We start from the raw sequence: 16998 nt of genomic DNA, 5'->3' as shown, positions 1-16998 counted from the left end.
TTGCACCATCCTCCACCGCCTGCAACGTTGCCCGTCGCCGGCAGCGGATGCGTACTTTACGTTTCCCGGGGCGACATGACAAGCCCCTGGTGAAACTTTTTCATGGCTTGCTCGAGGCGGGCTTCATCTTGCGCATCACGGCCAATACTGGGCCCGATGCTACATAAGCGCCGAATAGCAGCAAGAGCATCACGGATGGCTCAACCGAGATGACCACGAAGCCCAGCACAATGGCCAAAAGCACAACAAAGGGCACCGGCCCTTTGAGGTCGATGTCCTTGAAGCTGTAATAGCGAATGTTGCTGACCATCAGCACACCTGCTGCTGCGACGACAAATAACATGAGTAGCTTGAAGGCGAATGCATCCGCGTCAAAGCTATGAAAGGTCCAGACGCTGGCAGCCACGACGGCAGCTGCCGAAGGGCTTGGCAAGCCAATGAACCACTTCTTGTCCACGCTTCCTATTTGGACGTTGAAGCGCGCCAGACGTAGCGCTGCGCAGGCCACAAACAGGAAGGCCACGACCCAGCCGGTTTTACCAATGTCCTGAAGAATCCAGGTAAAGGCCACCAACGCCGGAGCGACGCCAAAGGAGAGCATATCGGCCAGACTATCGTATTCGGCGCCGAAAGCACTTTGGGTATTAGTCATCCTGGCCACGCGCCCATCCAAGCCATCCAACACCATGGCAATGAATATCGCCACGGATGCCGCAGTGAAATCCCCGTTGATACCCGCCACCACGGCGAAGAAGCCCGAAAAAAGTGCCGACGTCGTGAACAGATTGGGAAGTAAGTAGATTCCCTTGCGTCGCACCTTCTTGCCATCTTCCACGGACTCCTCGACCACCTCGGTTTCGCGGATAAAGGTCGACGCGATATCGTCATCGGCGTGCTCGGCCTTTCGGTGCTCGGTGTTGCTGGGTTCTTGGCTCATGACTCAGGGCTCCCTTGCCGCACGTAAGCGCCTAGCTGGCGCCCGTCCATTTTACACACTGACCCTAAACGATAGCGAAGGATGACGACACCCCAACGAAAAAGGGCACGGAAATCCGTGCCCTTCTTGCCGTGCTGATGAACAATCAGTTTTTGGACTTGTCGACCAGCTGATTGGCAGCGATCCACGGCATCATGCCACGTAGCTTGGCACCGACCTGCTCGATCGGGTGCTCGGCGTTGAGGCGACGACGGGCAGTCATGGAAGGATAGTTGGTATTCCCTTCCTGAATGAACATCTTGGCGTATTCGCCGGTCTGGATGCGTTTGAGCGCATTGCGCATGGCTTCACGAGATTGTTCGTTGATGATCTCAGGGCCAGTCACGTACTCGCCATACTCCGCATTGTTGGAGATCGAGTAATTCATGTTGGCAATGCCGCCTTCATACATGAGATCGACGATCAGCTTGAGCTCGTGCAGGCACTCGAAGTAAGCCATCTCGGGGGCGTAACCGGCCTCGGTCAGGGTCTCGAAGCCCGCCTTGACCAGCTCTACAGCACCGCCGCAAAGAACGGTCTGCTCACCGAACAAGTCCGTTTCGGTTTCGTCCCTGAAAGTCGTCTCGATGATGCCGCTGCGTCCGCCACCGATGGCCGCCGCATAGGAGAGAGACAACTCTTTTGCCGATCCCGTGGCATCCTGGTGAATGGCAATGAGGTCAGGAATTCCGCCGCCACGCACGAACTCGGAACGAACGGTATGCCCAGGCGCCTTGGGCGCGACCATGATCACGTCGAGATCTTTACGCGGCTCGATCTGGTTGTAGTGGATATTGAAACCATGAGCGAAGGCCAGCGTCGCCCCCTCCTTGAGGTTGGGCTCGATCTCCTGCTCGTAGATGGCCTTCTGGTTTTCGTCAGGCGCGAGGATCATGACGACGTCTGCGCTTTGGCAAGCCTCCGGCACGGAAGCAACCTTGAGGCCAGCGCCTTCGGCCTTAGCCGCGGAAGAAGACCCCGGGCGCAGGGCAACGGTCACATCGACGCCGGACTCCTTGAGGTTATTGGCATGGGCATGCCCCTGGGAGCCGTAACCCACGATCACCACCTTCTTGGCCTGGATCAGCGACAGGTCACAATCCTTATCGTAATAAACGCGCATGACTATTCTCCGATTTTAAATTAGGTATCAGCGTTGATGGCCACCCGTGCCGTCTTATGCGGCACTGGGTTGAGTTGTCGTAACCCAAGGCATTGAGGGCACAATACGGCAGGCAAAACGTTGCGTAAAACGCTATATTTGCAATAACACATTTCATTTATTGAAACGCTAATGGATATCCGCTCGCTACAGCAATTTCTGACATTGGCCGAGAGCCTGCATTTTGGTCGGGCCAGTGACGCTTGCCACATCAGCCCATCGACGCTGAGCCGCACTATTCGCCAGCTGGAAGAGACCCTAAGCGCGCCTCTCTTCGAGCGAGACAACCGCCATGTCTCGCTGACACCCCAGGGTAAACGCTTCCAGGCATACGCCCGGGACGCTATCGAGCAGTGGGAGACGGTATGCCACGCCCTGATGGAAGAAACCCACTCGCTATCCGGCGCAATCAGCATTTATTGTTCTGTAACAGCCAGTTACAGCTTCCTCTATGAATTGCTGAGCGACTTTCGGGTGCGCCACCCCCGGATCGAGATCAAGCTGCACACCGGGGATCCGGCCGAGTCGACAGCGAGAGTGCTTAGCGGGGAAGAAGACATGGCAATAACGCCCCGACCGCGCACCTTACCCGATGCGTTGGCATTCAAGCCCATGACCACCTCGCCGCTGGTATTCATTACTCCGCGGGATGGCGCCGCCTGGCTCCCCGAGACGCCTGACATACCCACTCCCTCGCAATGGCGTGGCGTACCGATGATTCTTTCCGAATCGGGCCTGGCACGTGAGCACAGCGATACCTGGTTCAAGGCTCTAGGCGTGACACCACAGATCTATGCCCAGGTCGCCGGCAACGAGGCCATCGTCAGCATGGTGGGACTGGGCTTCGGGGTAGGCGTGGTGCCAAAGATCGTGCTCGATAACAGTCCGCTGATCGACCGCATCCGGATCCTGCCCGTCAAGCCTGAGCTTCCCCATTACGATGTGGGGTTATGCGTAGCGCAGCGGCGGCTCAAGAGCCCCCTGATTAGCGCACTCTGGGCGGAAGTGTAGGAGAAGCAAATAAAAAAGCCGCTCCGAAGAGCGGCTTTGAATGGCAAACACCTAGAGGCTCAACACCTTGTCGCCGCGGGCAATGCCCGAGACCCCCGTGCGCGCCACTTCAAGGATACCCACCGGCGCCATCGCCTGCAGGAACGCATCGAGTTTACCCGCATCACCGGTGATTTGAACGGTGTACAGGCTGGGTGTCACATCCACCACCTGGGCGCGGAAGATATCCGCCGTACGTTTGACCTCATCACGGGCAGCACCTAGTGCCTTGACCTTGACCAACATCAATTCACGCTCGATATGATTCCCTTCGGTCAGATCGACCAGCTTGACCACATCGATGAGCTTGTTGAGATGCTTGGTGATCTGTTCGATGACCCGGTCATCGCCATTCGTGGTCACTGTCAGGCGAGACAGGGTTGCATCTTCGGTCGGCGCCACGTTCAGCGTCTCGATATTGTAGTTGCGCTGGGCAAACAGCCCCACTACCCGGGACAGTGCGCCAGGTTCGTTTTCCAGCAGGATCGAAATGATATGGCGCATCAGGTCCGCTCCGTCTTCGAAAGCAACATGTCACGCATGGCGCCCAGCGGCACCTGCATCGGATAGACGTGCTCGTGCGGGTCGACATAAACGTCCAGGAACACCAGCTCGTGCTTGTCGGCCAGGGCACGCTCCAGCGCAGGCTCAAGCTCTTCTTTGGTGTGCACCCGCAACGCGGTGAAGCCATAGGATTCGATCAATTTCTGGAAATCAGGCAGCGACTCCATGTAGGAATGCGCATGACGGGACTTGTAGTTGAGGTCCTGCCATTGGCGCACCATGCCCAGCGATCCATTGTTCAAGTTGACGATCTTCACACCGACCCCGTACTGCTTACAGGTCGAGAGCTCCTGCATCATCATCTGAAAGCTGCCCTCGCCGGTGATGCACACGACATCATCGTCGGGATAACTCATCTTGACGCCCATGGCGGCCGGGAAACCGAACCCCATGGTGCCCAGCCCGCCCGATGTGATGAAGCGATTGGGCTTGGCAAACTTGTAATACTGGGCAGCGAACATTTGATGCTGACCGACATCGGTGGTGACGAAGGCCTCCCCACGCGTCGCCCGATAGACCGCCTCGACCACCTCCTGCGGCTTGAGAACCTCACCCTCATTAGACGGCTCGTAGAGTTTGCCTTGTCGCTCGGCCCGCCACCCTTCGATCTTTTCCCACCACTCGGTCAGCGCCTCGGGGTGAGCGATATCCTTGCCCTGGATGAGACTGATCATCTCGTTGATGACGCTACCCGCCGGGCCGACGATGGGCACGTCGGCGCGCACCGTCTTGGAGACGGAACTCGGATCGATATCGACATGCACGATCTTGGCGGTGGGGCAAAACTTGGAGGTATTGTTGGTCACGCGATCGTCGAAACGCGCCCCGATGGCAATGACCAGATCGGCATGGTGCATGGCCATGTTGGACTCATAGGAACCATGCATGCCCAACCATCCGAGGCACTGACGATCACCCTGCGGGTAGGACCCAATGCCCATCAGGGTCGTGGTAATGGGGAAGCCCAGCCGCTGTACCAGATCGGTCAGTCCCTCGCTGGCATTGCCGGTCACCACCCCGCCCCCGGTGTAGAACACCGGACGCTTGGCCTTTAGCATCAGCTCGACCGCTTTCTTGATCTGCCCTGTGTGGCCACGCGTCACCGGATTGTAGGAGCGCAGTTTGACCTTCTTGGGATACACGTACTCGTAACGCTCGGTGGGAGCAGTCATGTCCTTGGGAATGTCCACGACCACCGGCCCCGGACGCCCCGTCGAGGCCAGATAAAAGGCCTTCTTGAGCACTTCGGGAATCTCGGAAGGATGGCGTATCGAGAAGCTGTGCTTCACGATTGGGCGCGTCACCCCCACGATATCGGTTTCCTGAAAGGCATCGTCCCCGATCAGGTGGCTCATCACCTGACCGCACAACACCACCATGGGAATCGAATCCATATAGGCGGTGGCGATACCGGTCACGGCATTGGTCGCACCAGGCCCGGATGTCACCAGCACGACCCCCGGCTTGCCTGCCGCGCGGGCATAGCCGTCGGCTGCATGGGTAGCCGCCTGTTCATGGCGCACCAGGATGTGCTTGACCTTGTCCTGACGGAACAGCGCATCGTAAATGTGAAGCGCCGCCCCACCGGGATAGCCATAGATATATTCGACGCCCTCGTCCTGGAGGAAGCGGGCGATCATGTCGGCGCCGGAAAGAAGTTCCACAGTATGTCTCCCCTGGAGGTCTCGAGTGCCATGTCGGGCCGTTGGCCACGACGTCGAGTGCGGCGGTATGCCGCTGCCGGTCACACCGGCACCTGATGCCAAACCCTGGCATATGACCCGGTTAGGGCCTGCACTCTCATTCGGGAACCCCGACTCATGACTGCGTAAGGCCTTTGCCTTCGCTCGCGACATGAACCAGAGGCTCCCTTTCACGGCGGTTTGCCGCGTCGGGGGGGTTGGCCAGGTCAGGCGGTTAGCCCGGACCCGGTAAGTCCTTCGGCGGGTAGAGGCCATGCAGCCTACCCTTCGCGCGGCAGTAGGGGATTGCCCGTTGAAGCCCGCGCCCGCAATCAGGAACCGACAAGATTCCAATAGCGATGCATGACTGTCAACCGCGAAAGTGCTGGGGGTAGCCCATGGTCTAGCCAGGCGCAAGCGTGAGCAATAAAAAGCCCGCCCCTCCGGGGCGGGCAAGACAGGCCATTGGACGCGACCCGATTAAGCGTTACTTGACGAAGACCAGCCTGCCGCCTTCGGCATCGACACGGATGGTATCGCCCGGCGTGAACTTGCCGGCGAGGAGATCCTGTGCCAGCGGGTTTTCGATACGGCTCTGAATCGCCCGCTTGAGCGGCCGTGCACCGTATACCGGATCGAAGCCAGCTTCGGCTAACTGCGTCATGGCGGCCTCGCTTACCTCGAGAGACAACTCATGCTCGGCTAGCCGGTCCCGCAGGCGATTGAGCTGGATATCCGCGATGGATCGAATCTGAGCCTGACCCAGGGCATGGAACACCACGACCTCGTCGATGCGGTTGATCAACTCGGGGCGGAAATGATCGGCCACGACCGCCATGACCATCTCCTTCATCTCATCGTAGCTCTTCTCGCCCTGTTCGCCTTCGGTGTTGCCAACCCCCATACGCTGGATGATGTCCGACCCCATATTGGACGTCATCACGATCACCGTATTTCGGAAATCGACAGTGCGGCCCTGGCCGTCGGTCAGACGACCATCCTCGAGCACCTGGAGCAGGATGTTGAAAACATCCTGATGCGCTTTCTCGACCTCATCGAGCAGAAGAACCGAATAAGGCTTCCGGCGCACGGCCTCGGTCAGGTAGCCACCCTCTTCATAACCGACATAGCCGGGAGGCGCCCCGATCAGGCGGGCCACAGAGTGTTTTTCCATGAATTCCGACATATCGATGCGGACCATGGCGTCTTCGGTATCGAACAGGAAACTGGCCAGGGACTTGCACAGCTCAGTCTTGCCTACACCGGTCGGGCCCAAGAACAGGAACGATCCATTGGGGCGGTTGGGATCGGCCAGGCCCGCCCGGGAGCGGCGCACGGCGTTGGCCACCGCATTGACGGCTTCATCCTGGCCGATCACCCGCTGATGCAGGGCTTCCTCCATACGCAGCAGCTTGTCGCGCTCACCCTCGAGCATCTTCGACACCGGGATACCGGTCCAGCGTGAAACGACCTCGGCAACCTCTTCTTCGGTGACGTTGGAGCGCAGCAGCTTGTGCTCGGCGGCGGGAGAGCCCTCGCTCTCCTCGGCCTCCTTGATCTTGCGTTCGAGCTCGGGAATCACGCCATACTGCAACTCGGACATGCGGCCCAGGTCACCCTGTCGCTTGGCCGCGTCGAGTTCGACACGTGCCTTATCGAGATCGGCCTTGAACTGTGCGGCGCCCTCGATGCTGGATTTCTCGGCCTTCCAGACTTCCTCGAGGTCGGCATATTCCCGCGCCAGCTCATCGATCTGCGCTTCGAGCGTTTCCAGCCGCTTGCGGGAGGCCTCGTCGGTCTCCTTCTTGAGTTGCTCCCGCTCCATCTTCAACTGGATCAGACGTCGGTCGAGACGATCCATCTCTTCGGGCTTGGAATCGAGCTCCATCCGGATACGCGACGAGGCCTCATCGATGAGATCGATCGCCTTGTCGGGCAACTGGCGGTCAGTGATGTAGCGTGCCGACAGCTTGGCCGCGGCAATGATGGCCGAGTCGGTAATATTCAGGCGGTGATGAACCTCATAGCGCTCCTTGAGACCGCGCAGGATGGCGATCGTGTCCTCTTCGGACGGTTCATCGACCAGCACCTTCTGGAAGCGACGCTCCAGCGCCGCATCCTTCTCGATGTACTTGCGGTACTCATCGAGTGTGGTGGCCCCCACACAGTGCAACTCGCCACGTGCCAGGGCCGGCTTGAGCATGTTGCCTGCGTCCATGGCGCCCTCGGCCTTGCCGGCACCCACCATGGTATGCAATTCGTCGATGAACAGGATCACGCGACCCTCTTCCTGGGCGAGTTCGTTGAGCACGGCTTTCAGGCGTTCTTCGAACTCACCACGGAACTTGGCCCCCGCGAGCAGCGCACCCATATCCAGCGACAGGACACGCTTGTCCTTCAACCCTTCTGGGACCTCACCATCGATAATCCGATTGGCCAGCCCCTCGACGATAGCGGTCTTACCCACACCAGGTTCGCCAATCAGCACCGGATTGTTCTTGGTACGACGTTGCAGCACCTGGATGGTGCGGCGAATCTCGTCGTCGCGGCCAATGACCGGATCGAGCTTCCCTTCGGCGGCACGCGCCGTCAGGTCGAGAGTATATTTCTCCAGCGCCTCGCGCTTCTCTTCGGCATTGGCATCATCGACACGCTGGCCGCCCCGCAAGCTGTCGATGGCCTCGGCCACCCCCTTGCGCGTCAGGCCGGCCTGAGTCAATACCTTGGAGACAGCATGGTTGAGATCCAGTGCCACGAGCAGAACCAGCTCGCTGGCAATGAACTGGTCGCCCCGCTTCTGGGCTTCCCGGTCAGCCAGGTTTAACAGTCGCACGAAGTCCCGGGAAGGCTGTACCTCGCCGGTGAATTGACCGACTTCTGGCAAGTTCTCGAGATACTCTGACAGCTCACTTCGAAACTTCGCTACATCGCCGCCGGCCTTCTGTACCAACCCCTTGATGCCAGTATCGGACGCATCAAGCAGCGCCATCAGCAAATGACCGGGGTCGAGCTGATTGTGGCCACGGCCTACCGCCAACGATTGGGCATCGGCCACGGCATTTTGCAATTTTCCGGTAAATTTATCGGGTCGCATCTAATTCCTCCATCGGGGTGACGGTGCGTTCGGACGCACCGTATCGGCCCTGTCTTACGTCTTGACCTTATCTATGGAGGTGTCACGGAGCGCTTTCAAGCTTCGAATAATAAATCGACCCACGCTTTGATGAAGGTCAACCAAGGCACCTATCTTGAAAGCCAGCCCCCTGCCTGGCTGTCACGCCTTTGATAAGGAGCCTGTCATGACGCGTCGAACCTCACCCGCTGTCTCGCTATGCATGCTGCTGGCGCTCGGCCTTCTTTTCGCCTCTTTAGCCTCGGGCAATGACCGAACTGCAGCACGAAACGAGACGCCGCCGCCTCCCGATGAACTATGGGGGGATTTGTTCGTCGAGGTGCAACTGCGCGGTATCTTCGAAGACAGTAAGACCTTCGTCGATCTGGTTCCCACCGAAGCGCCCGAAACGGTACTCGAAGCCTTCGCTCGGCAGCGTGAAAAGGGAGCACTGAGCGACGAGGCCCTGTCACGTTTCGTCGAGACGTATTTTCGAGAAGAGGATACAGGCGATGCCGATACACCACCGGACGGCCTGCCTATCACCGAGCATATCGACGCCTTGTGGCCCATGCTGACCCGGGAGCCCGACAGCGACACCCCTCGTTGGTCGTCACGCCTACCGCTTCCCCATGCCTATGTCGTGCCCGGCGGGCGCTTCGATGAAATCTACTATTGGGATTCCTATTTCACCTTGCTTGGCCTTCTGGAAAGCGGCGAAACACAGCGCGTGCGTGACATGGTGGCTAACTTCGCTCATTTGATCGATCACTACGGCCACATTCCCAACGGCAATCGCACCTACTACCTGACGCGCTCGCAGCCCCCTTTCTTTGCCGCCATGGTCAACCTGCTCGCCTCACTGGATGGCGAAGATGTCTATACCAATTATTTGCCGGCGCTCCAGGCTGAATACGACTACTGGATGGCTGGGGCAGATGAACTCGCCCCTGGCAGCGCTCACCGCCGTGTCGTTCGACTCCAGGACGGCGCACTACTCAATCGCTACTGGGACGACACCGACACGCCACGCCAGGAATCGTACCGCGAGGATGTCGAGACAGCCGAGCGAACCTCTCGCCCCAAGGAACAGGTATGGCGGGACCTGCGCGCCGGCGCCGAGAGCGGGTGGGATTTCTCCTCCCGCTGGTTGGCCGATGGTGAACGGCTCGCCACCATCCGCACCACGCAAATCGTACCCGTCGACTTGAACAGCCTGCTCGTCCATCTCGAGGAGACGTTAGCCAAAGCCTACCAGCTTGAAGGAAACCCGAAAGCGGCCGAGCGCTACCATAGGTTGGCAGCCCAACGCAGCGAAGCCATACGGGATATCTTATGGAGCGACTCACTCGAGGCCTTCGGTGATTACTTGTGGGCTTCTGGCGAATTCACTGGCGTGCTGAGTAGCGCCAGCGCGTTTCCCCTCTACTTCGGCATCGCCCACGACGAACAGGCCGAGCGTTTGGCAAGGACACTCGAAGCGAGGCTATTAGCGCCCGGAGGGCTGCGTACCACGCAGCACCGGTCCGGCCAGCAATGGGACGCCCCGAATGGCTGGGCCCCACAACAATGGGTCGCCATACAAGGGCTAAAGCGCTATGGCAAGGAGGGCCTGGCCGAGACGATCGCGACACGCTGGATCGCCACCAATCTCGAACGCTTCGAAGAGGAGCACAAGCTGATCGAGAAGTATGATGTGATCGACAACGAACGCGCCAGCGGCGGGGAGTACCCCGCCCAGGACGGCTTCGGCTGGACCAATGCCGTACTGCGTCGCCTGCTGGCCATGTATCCGCAAGCAGCCGAATGAACCCTTCAGCGCAACCAGATCACACTGGCCATGCGACCGGTGTGACCATCGTCACGGCGGTAGGAATAAAAGCGTGGCTCGCAGGCGGTACAAAAATGCCCCCCACTAATGTGGGAGACCCCAAGACGCTCCAGGCGCAAGCGCGCCAGGCGGTAGAGGTCGGCCATGAAGTGCCCAAGCCGGTAAGGGCTTGGTTCGAAGGCACTGGCCGCCTCGGGCTGCACGGCAACGAAGGCATCGCGCACTTCGGGCCCGACTTCGAACTGGGCGTTGGAAATCGCCGGGCCTAGCCAGGTCATGATCTGTTCGGGCTCCAGACCCAGGGCCGCTACGCTAGCTTCCAGCACGCCGCTGGCCAGGCTGCGCCAGCCCGCATGCGCCACGCCGACACGTGTACCCAGCCTGTCGCAGAAAAACACTGGCAGGCAGTCGGCTGTCTGCACCACACAGGCATAACGCTTGTCGAACGCCACCGCCGCATCGGCCTGGGGCAATGCCTCGGAATAGGCCTGCTGGACCTTGGCCCCATGCACCTGGTCCAGCCACATCAGCGGCCGATCGTCATCCAGCTGCGCTCTGAGCAATTCACGGCATTGGGCTACATCCCGCGGATCGTCGCCCACATGCATCGCGGTATTGAAAGCCGCAAAGGCGCCCTGGCTGGGCCCGGTTTCACGCGTGGTGACAAAGGCCCCCACCGTGGTCGGGGCCGGCCAGTCGGGCAGTATCAAAGTCGGATGCTGCAGGGAGGTATTCGCGCCGGAGGCTTCGGTCATCGCATCGTCTCATGGTCGTTGCGCAGGTAGTCGAGCAGCATCAGCATATCGTCGGGCAGGTCGGCACGAAACGTCAGCTTGCGCCCGCTGGTCGGATGCAGGAACGCCAGCCGGCGTGCATGCAGCGCCTGACGGGGAAACTCACGCAGCAGGTCCTTAAGTGCCTCATCGGCACCGGGCGGCAATTTCAAGCGCCCCCCATAGATGCTATCGCCCACCAGCGGAAAGCGCTTATGCGCCATATGCACACGAATCTGGTGAGTACGCCCTGTCTCCAGGCGGCAGCGCACATGGCTATGGGCGCGGAATCGCTCGGTCACCCGATAGTGGGTCAAAGCGGGCTTGCCGGCAGTGGTCACGGCCTGGCGTTTGCGATCCTTGGGGTGTCGGCCAATCGGCGCATCCACGGTGCCACCGGCAGTCATTACACCGGTAACCACAGCGTCGTATTCCCGTGACACCGTCCGCGCCTGGAGTTGCTCGACGAGAGCTGCCTGAGCTGCCAGCGTCTTGGCGACAACCATCAGGCCCGTGGTGTCCTTATCCAGACGGTGAACGATGCCCGCCCGTGGCACGCTGGCCAATGCCGGATCATGATGCAACAACGCATTGAGCAAGGTGCCATCCGGATTGCCTGCTGCAGGATGCACCACGAGCCCCGCCGGCTTGTCGACGACCAGTACGTCATCATCTTCATGGACGATAGCCAGCTCGATGGCCTGGGGTTCGAAGCGCCGGTCTTCTTCCAGTTCGGCCTCGAGCACCAGGGTTTCGCCCCCATAGATCTTGTCCTTGGGGCGTGCCGTGTGGCCATCCAGCGTGAGTGCCCCCTGCTTGATCCAGGCCTTGAGCCGCTCCCGCGAAAATTCGGAGAAGAGCGTCGCAGCGACCTGATCAAGTCGCTGACCGGCCAGGTCGTTGGGAATGCGTTCGTGTCGATTGACGGTTTCGGTCATAAAATTAGGGCGCCTTGCGTGAATCGGAAGTGCCGACGGGCAGAGCCAGGAGCCGGTCCGTATTTCATGGCGCCCGACAGTCCTTTATAGTGAGTGCTTTACAGTGAGCCCAATGCGGTGAATTCTACCACGGCCGCCCCGGGTGATAGACATGAGGATGATGATGCGCCTTTTCACACGCGGTACCCGGCTGGGTGCCTTCGCCCTCGCTGCCATCATGGTTTCCGGCTGCGCCAGCAATGGCAGCGAAGAGGAGTCGGTTCCCCAGATCCCCGAGGACGAGCTCTATCGCCAAGCCAGCACCGCACTGGAGGATGGTCGTTACACCACCGCCGTGGAGCGGCTCGAGGCCCTGGATACCCGCTACCCCTTCGGCGAACATGCCGAGCAGGCGCAGCTGGAATTGATCTATGCCTACTACGAGACCGATGACTGGGACGCCACCCGGGCCGCGGCCAGCCGCTTCATTCGGCTCAACCCCGATCACCCTCAGGTGGATTACGCATATTACATGCGTGGCCTGGCCGCCTATCAGGCCGGACGTTTCAGCCTGGAGCGCCTGAAACTGATCGACATCTCCAAACGCGACCTCGGGGCGTCACGCGATGCGTATACCGATTTCCGTGAATTGGTGCAGCGCTTCCCCAATAGCGAATATGCTGCCGATGCACGTCAGCGCATCGTCTATCTACGCAACGTGATGGCCGAGCATGAACTGCATGTTGCCGATTTCTACCTGCGCAAGGGCGCCTATCTGGCTGCCGTCGAGCGCGGCCGCTGGGTCGTCGAGCAGTATCCGCAGTCGCAATCCACCCGGGATGCGCTCGCCGTCATGGTGGAGGGTTATCTAGGGCTCGACATGCGTGACCGGGCCAGTGAAGTACTATCGGTGCTGATCGAGAACGCCCCCAACCATGAGCGATTGAATGGCCGTACGTTCCGCCCGCTGCATGTCGACGCCCGCCCGCTGTCCGTGTGACATGTCATGAACGCCTAGGTTTGACCCCGCTTCGGCGGGGTCTTGCGTTTCTGGCAGTACTCACCGCCTTGTGTCATTCGCCCGGCTGCCAACCGTTGACGATCGGGTAACGACGATCCCGTCCGAAACCGCGCGGGGTGACACGAACGCCCACGGGCGCCTGGCGCCGCTTGTACTCGTTGCGATCGACCAATTTCACGACCTGATAGACATCATCGCGGGAGAACCCCTCATCGATGATCGCCTCGGCGCTCATGTCGCCTTCGATATAGCGAGACAGGATCGCATCGAGCGTGTCGTAGCCAGGAAGCGAGTCGCTATCTTCCTGGTCTTCGGCGAGTTCCGCCGAGGGGGGCCTGGTAATCACTCGCTCGGGAATTGCCGGCTCCTCGGCGTTGCGCCAGCGTGCCAGTCGGTAGACCCACGTCTTGTAGACGTCTTTCAAGGCATTGTAACCGCCGACCATGTCGCCATAGAGCGTGGCATAGCCCACCGCCATCTCGCTCTTGTTGCCGGTGGTAAGCACCATCAGCCCCTTCTTGTTCGAGATGGCCATCAGCAGTACGCCTCTTACCCGCGACTGCAGATTTTCTTCCGTGGTGTCCTCGGGTAGCCCGGCAAAGCTCTCCTTCAGGGTAGTATCGAAGGCCTCGACCATCGGTGCGATGGGCATGACCTCGTAATGCACACCCAGCATCTCGGCTTGTTTGGCCGCATCCTCCCGTGAGATATCCGAGGTGTAGCGGTAGGGCATCATCACCGCCTGAACGCGCTGCGCACCCAGCGCATCCACGGCGATGGCCAACGAGAGCGCAGAGTCGATGCCCCCAGATAGCCCCAATACCACGCCCTTGAAACCGCTCTTGTTGACGTAGTCGCGCAAGCCGGTGACCAGCGCGCAGTAGAGGCTCTCTTCGGGTGTCACCTCGGGTTCGGTTTCCCCGGCCTGGGGAACCCAGCCAGCAGCGTCCTTGACGAAGCGTACCGGCATCAGCCCCACCTGCCAGTGCGGTGCCTGCACGCGAAGCTGTCCTTGGGCATCGACTACCGACGAGCCGCCATCGAAGACCAACTCGTCCTGGCCCCCGATCTGGTTGACATAGACCAGGGGACACTGAATCTGAGCGGCGCGTTGGCTCAGCAGCGACAGCCTCTCCGCGGTCTTGTCCTGATGATAGGGCGAGGCATTGAGGCTGACGATGATGTCGGCCCCCGCCTCGCTCGCCTGGGCGGCAGGCGCCTCTTGCCAGATATCCTCGCAGATCAGTACACCCAGCCGCGCGCCCTGGTGTTCAATGACCAGCGGATCACGCCCACGACTGAAGTAGCGCTGCTCATCGAATACCAGGTAGTTGGGCAAGGCCTGCTTGGCATACTCGCCCTGCCACTCTCCGTTATAGAGAACGCCAGCCAGGTTATAGAGCTTGCCGTCACGACGCCCGGGGTAGCCGACAATGACCATGACGTCTCGGGCCATTTTTGAAGCCATGCGAGATCGCGCCTCGGCCAGGCGTGTTTCCATGGAAGGACGTAGCAACAGATCCTCGGGAGGATAGCCCGTCAGAAACAACTCGGGCAACACGACGACATCCGCACGGTGCTCGATCCGCGCCTCGCGGACGGCCTCGATCGCCAGGTCGGTATTGCCAGGAATATCCCCGACCAGCGGGTCGAGTTGGGCCATTACCAGCGTCAGCTCTTGCATGGGCGTAGAAATCTCTCGAAACTCAGGGGTTACCGTCATTGTCCCGCATGGCCGCGCCCCAGGCAAAACGTCAGCGGCTTCACAAGGGAGTCATAGAAGGATGAACCTGTTGATCATTCGTCTGATCATTTTCGTCGTGCTGCTTTACGCCGGCATCAAGCTTTATCGCATGTATCGCGAGTGGAAGCTCGAGCGCGACGCACCTGCCGAACGCCAACGAGTACAGGGAGATCCCATGGTGCGCTGCATATACTGCAAGGTGCACCTGCCCGAAAGCGAGGCCCTGCGAGAACGCGGTGAATGGTTCTGCTCGCGCGATCACCGTGACAAGTATCTCGCGGAGCAAACGCCCCGCGACTGATTCACGACGACCCTCTAATTCAGCGCCTACCCGGGCAGCCGATAGGCCGTCGGGTCGACAATCGGTGTCCGACCCAGCAAGCCGTCGACCAATAGTCGGGTCGACGCCGGTGCCAGAACCAGTCCGTTTCGATAATGGCCGGCATTGACGTATAGATTGCCAACCCCCGGCACAGCGCCGATAAACGGGATTCCTGCTGGCGACCCCGGGCGCAACCCGGCCCAGTGATGCTCGACAGGACATTCGGCCAGGGCCGGGACGATGCGCTTAGCGCTCTCCCACAGCGATTCACGCGCTTCCTCGCTGGTGGAGCGGTCGAAACCCGTCTCCTCGAGCGTCGACCCGGCAAGCACCCGTCCATCGGCACGCGGAATCACGTAACGGCCGTCCATCAGCACTACCCGATTCACCACGCCCGGTTCAGTCTTGAATAAAATCATCTGTCCCTTTACGGGGCGCACCGGCAGCGTGACCTGCACCGAATCGAGCAACGTTGCCGCCCAGGCCCCTCCGCAAACGATGACTTGCTGCCCAGCGCCAACCGAGCGGTTGCCCGCCTCGGTTTCCAGCGCGGCAATGTCGTTTCCACTACGCTTGAGCGCATTGATTGCCACGCCCTCTTCGAGACGCACCTGGGGCATCGCTTGAAGCCGCGCTCGCAAGGCCCGGGTCAATCGCGGGTTGCGAATGCTACCTAAGGTCGGCATCCACAGCGCCCCGTCACATCCCGGAGCCACGTTCGGTTCCTTGGCATAGAGAAACGCCGCATCCACTCGCTCGAGCGGCTTGCCGACATCACGCGCCCACGCCAAGGCCTGCGGGGCGTCCTCGACCCGCAGGTAGAGCAACCCCCGCTGGCGGTACTCCGGATCGATGCCCGTCTCTTCCAGCAAGCGCAGCGCCAGCTCGGGATAGACTCCCTCCGACCAGCGTGACAACTGCGAGATCGGGGCACTGTAGCGCCACGGATACAGCGGCGAGACGATGCCACCTCCCGCCCAGGAAGCTTCTCGGCCGCATTCGCCTCGCTCGAACAGTGTGACCCCATGACCTGCATCGCCCAGTTGCAATGCAGTCAGCATGCCGATCACGCCGCCGCCAATAATCAGAAAATCACTCACGTCAGCCATCACTCACACGAAGTTACGAAATGGCTTACAAGCGAATCGGGTAAGCTGGTAAGCCACGCGAGACTGCCAGGGAGGGCAGCATGTCTTTGTTTCCAGAGGATAACAGGCCGACCCCAGGGAGGGGGATTGATACAGGTCAGGGGCCGGAACGTTATCGGGGCTTCACGTTGATCGAATTACTCGTCGTCATTGCCGTGGCCGTTATCATCGCCACGGTTGCCGTCCCTAACTTCCAGGCCTTTGCCGCACGCAATCAGGTGAATGCCGAAGTGTTGCGGATCAGAACGGCGCTGGCCATGGCCAAGAATACTGCCGTAACCCGGCGCAAGACCATTACCGTTTGCCCGAGCATCGACCGGACGGAGTGCCTCACCGACTGGAGTGCCCCCCTGATGGTTGTCGAAGGTCCTATGGACAAGGGGGTCCGCAAGTCAGACGAGCCCGTGCTCAAAGTGCTCGAGGCCGGTAATGCCAGCAGTGTCTCGTTCCGCAACGACTATCGTTATATCCGATTTCCGCAAACTGGGTGGCCGCGCGGATACAATGGCACCTTCGTCGTTTGTAGTGATGGGGGGGCAGGCGCACATGTGGTGTTGAGCAATCTGGGAAGAGTACGTAACGCGCGCATGGATTGTTGATTAACGTGTTGAGAGACCCAACAGGAGCGCCACGACCATCAAGACCAGGCTGACAATCAATACCGCCCCCCCTTGTCGTACTCACATATTGGCGACC

The 16998-nt window shown here is 60.1% G+C and carries 14 protein-coding genes; 5 read left to right on the top strand and 9 right to left on the bottom strand.

Annotation, left to right across the window (positions count from 1 at the left end; all coding sequences use genetic code 11):
* Window positions 1-100 precede the first annotated feature (100 nt).
* Together pssA and ilvC are read right to left on the bottom strand one after the other, a co-directional pair.
* The gene (gene pssA, locus JH15_RS14830; protein ID WP_043531626.1) at window positions 101-937 is read right to left on the bottom strand and encodes a CDP-diacylglycerol--serine O-phosphatidyltransferase; all 837 of its coding nucleotides are present in this window, start codon (window positions 935-937) and stop codon (window positions 101-103) included.
* 145 nt (window positions 938-1082) lie between these two features.
* Entirely contained in the window at window positions 1083-2099 is a 1017-nt protein-coding gene (gene ilvC / locus JH15_RS14825) for a ketol-acid reductoisomerase (protein ID WP_043531624.1), read from the bottom strand.
* A gap of 171 nt (window positions 2100-2270) precedes the next feature.
* Here ilvC and ilvY point away from each other — a divergent pair, with 171 nt between their 5' ends.
* Window positions 2271-3149, top strand: coding sequence for an HTH-type transcriptional activator IlvY (ilvY, locus tag JH15_RS14820; protein ID WP_043531622.1), 879 nt, complete (start codon window positions 2271-2273; stop codon window positions 3147-3149).
* 51 nt (window positions 3150-3200) lie between these two features.
* On the opposite strand, the gene ilvN is transcribed toward ilvY, so the two are convergent.
* The 3 genes from ilvN to clpB form a co-directional block, all read right to left on the bottom strand.
* Entirely contained in the window at window positions 3201-3692 is a 492-nt protein-coding gene (gene ilvN / locus JH15_RS14815; RefSeq protein WP_043531620.1) for an acetolactate synthase small subunit, read from the bottom strand.
* Window positions 3692-5416, bottom strand: a complete 1725-nt coding sequence (locus tag JH15_RS14810) for an acetolactate synthase 3 large subunit (protein WP_043531618.1) — start codon at window positions 5414-5416, stop codon at window positions 3692-3694. The genes ilvN and JH15_RS14810 overlap by 1 nt, the downstream gene beginning before the upstream one ends.
* A gap of 505 nt (window positions 5417-5921) precedes the next feature.
* A complete protein-coding gene (gene clpB, locus JH15_RS14805) occupies window positions 5922-8528 on the bottom strand; it encodes an ATP-dependent chaperone ClpB (RefSeq protein ID WP_043531616.1) in 2607 nt (868 codons plus the stop codon).
* 205 nt (window positions 8529-8733) lie between these two features.
* On the opposite strand from clpB, the gene treF reads away from it, so the two are divergent.
* Window positions 8734-10356, top strand: a complete 1623-nt coding sequence (gene treF / locus JH15_RS14800; RefSeq protein ID WP_043531775.1) for an alpha,alpha-trehalase TreF — start codon at window positions 8734-8736, stop codon at window positions 10354-10356.
* A gap of 5 nt (window positions 10357-10361) precedes the next feature.
* Here the strand turns inward: treF and pgeF are convergent, their stop codons facing one another.
* Together pgeF and rluD are read right to left on the bottom strand one after the other, a co-directional pair.
* Window positions 10362-11132 (bottom strand): peptidoglycan editing factor PgeF, encoded by a 771-nt coding sequence (gene pgeF / locus JH15_RS14795; protein WP_043531614.1) that lies wholly within the window; start codon window positions 11130-11132, stop codon window positions 10362-10364.
* Window positions 11129-12088 carry a 23S rRNA pseudouridine(1911/1915/1917) synthase RluD gene (gene rluD, locus JH15_RS14790; protein WP_043531613.1) on the bottom strand — a complete coding sequence of 320 codons (960 nt, stop codon included), beginning with the start codon at window positions 12086-12088 and terminating at the stop codon, window positions 11129-11131. The genes pgeF and rluD overlap by 4 nt, the downstream gene beginning before the upstream one ends.
* A gap of 163 nt (window positions 12089-12251) precedes the next feature.
* Between rluD and JH15_RS14785 the strand changes: the two genes are divergently transcribed.
* Window positions 12252-13067 carry an outer membrane protein assembly factor BamD gene (locus tag JH15_RS14785; RefSeq protein WP_043531612.1) on the top strand — a complete coding sequence of 272 codons (816 nt, stop codon included), beginning with the start codon at window positions 12252-12254 and terminating at the stop codon, window positions 13065-13067.
* Window positions 13068-13140: 73 nt separating this feature from the next.
* On the opposite strand, the gene JH15_RS14780 is transcribed toward JH15_RS14785, so the two are convergent.
* Complete coding sequence (locus JH15_RS14780) at window positions 13141-14772, bottom strand: NAD+ synthase (RefSeq protein ID WP_043531610.1); 1632 nt, start codon at window positions 14770-14772, stop codon at window positions 13141-13143.
* Window positions 14773-14872: 100 nt separating this feature from the next.
* On the opposite strand from JH15_RS14780, the gene JH15_RS14775 reads away from it, so the two are divergent.
* Window positions 14873-15133 carry a PP0621 family protein gene (locus tag JH15_RS14775; RefSeq protein WP_043531609.1) on the top strand — a complete coding sequence of 87 codons (261 nt, stop codon included), beginning with the start codon at window positions 14873-14875 and terminating at the stop codon, window positions 15131-15133.
* Between the two features lie 26 nt (window positions 15134-15159).
* Here JH15_RS14775 and thiO read toward each other — a convergent pair whose 3' ends face one another.
* Window positions 15160-16254: a glycine oxidase ThiO gene (thiO, locus tag JH15_RS14770; protein WP_043531607.1), complete on the bottom strand. Its 1095-nt coding sequence runs from the start codon at window positions 16252-16254 to the stop codon at window positions 15160-15162.
* Window positions 16255-16343: 89 nt separating this feature from the next.
* Between thiO and JH15_RS14765 the strand changes: the two genes are divergently transcribed.
* Window positions 16344-16901, top strand: a complete 558-nt coding sequence (locus JH15_RS14765) for a GspH/FimT family pseudopilin (RefSeq protein ID WP_043531605.1) — start codon at window positions 16344-16346, stop codon at window positions 16899-16901.
* Window positions 16902-16998 lie beyond the last annotated feature (97 nt).

This window comes from Litchfieldella xinjiangensis (assembly GCF_000759345.1).
GTDB classification, from domain to species: domain Bacteria; phylum Pseudomonadota; class Gammaproteobacteria; order Pseudomonadales; family Halomonadaceae; genus Litchfieldella_A; species Litchfieldella_A xinjiangensis.
This window is presented reverse-complemented; position numbering and strand designations above follow the sequence as displayed.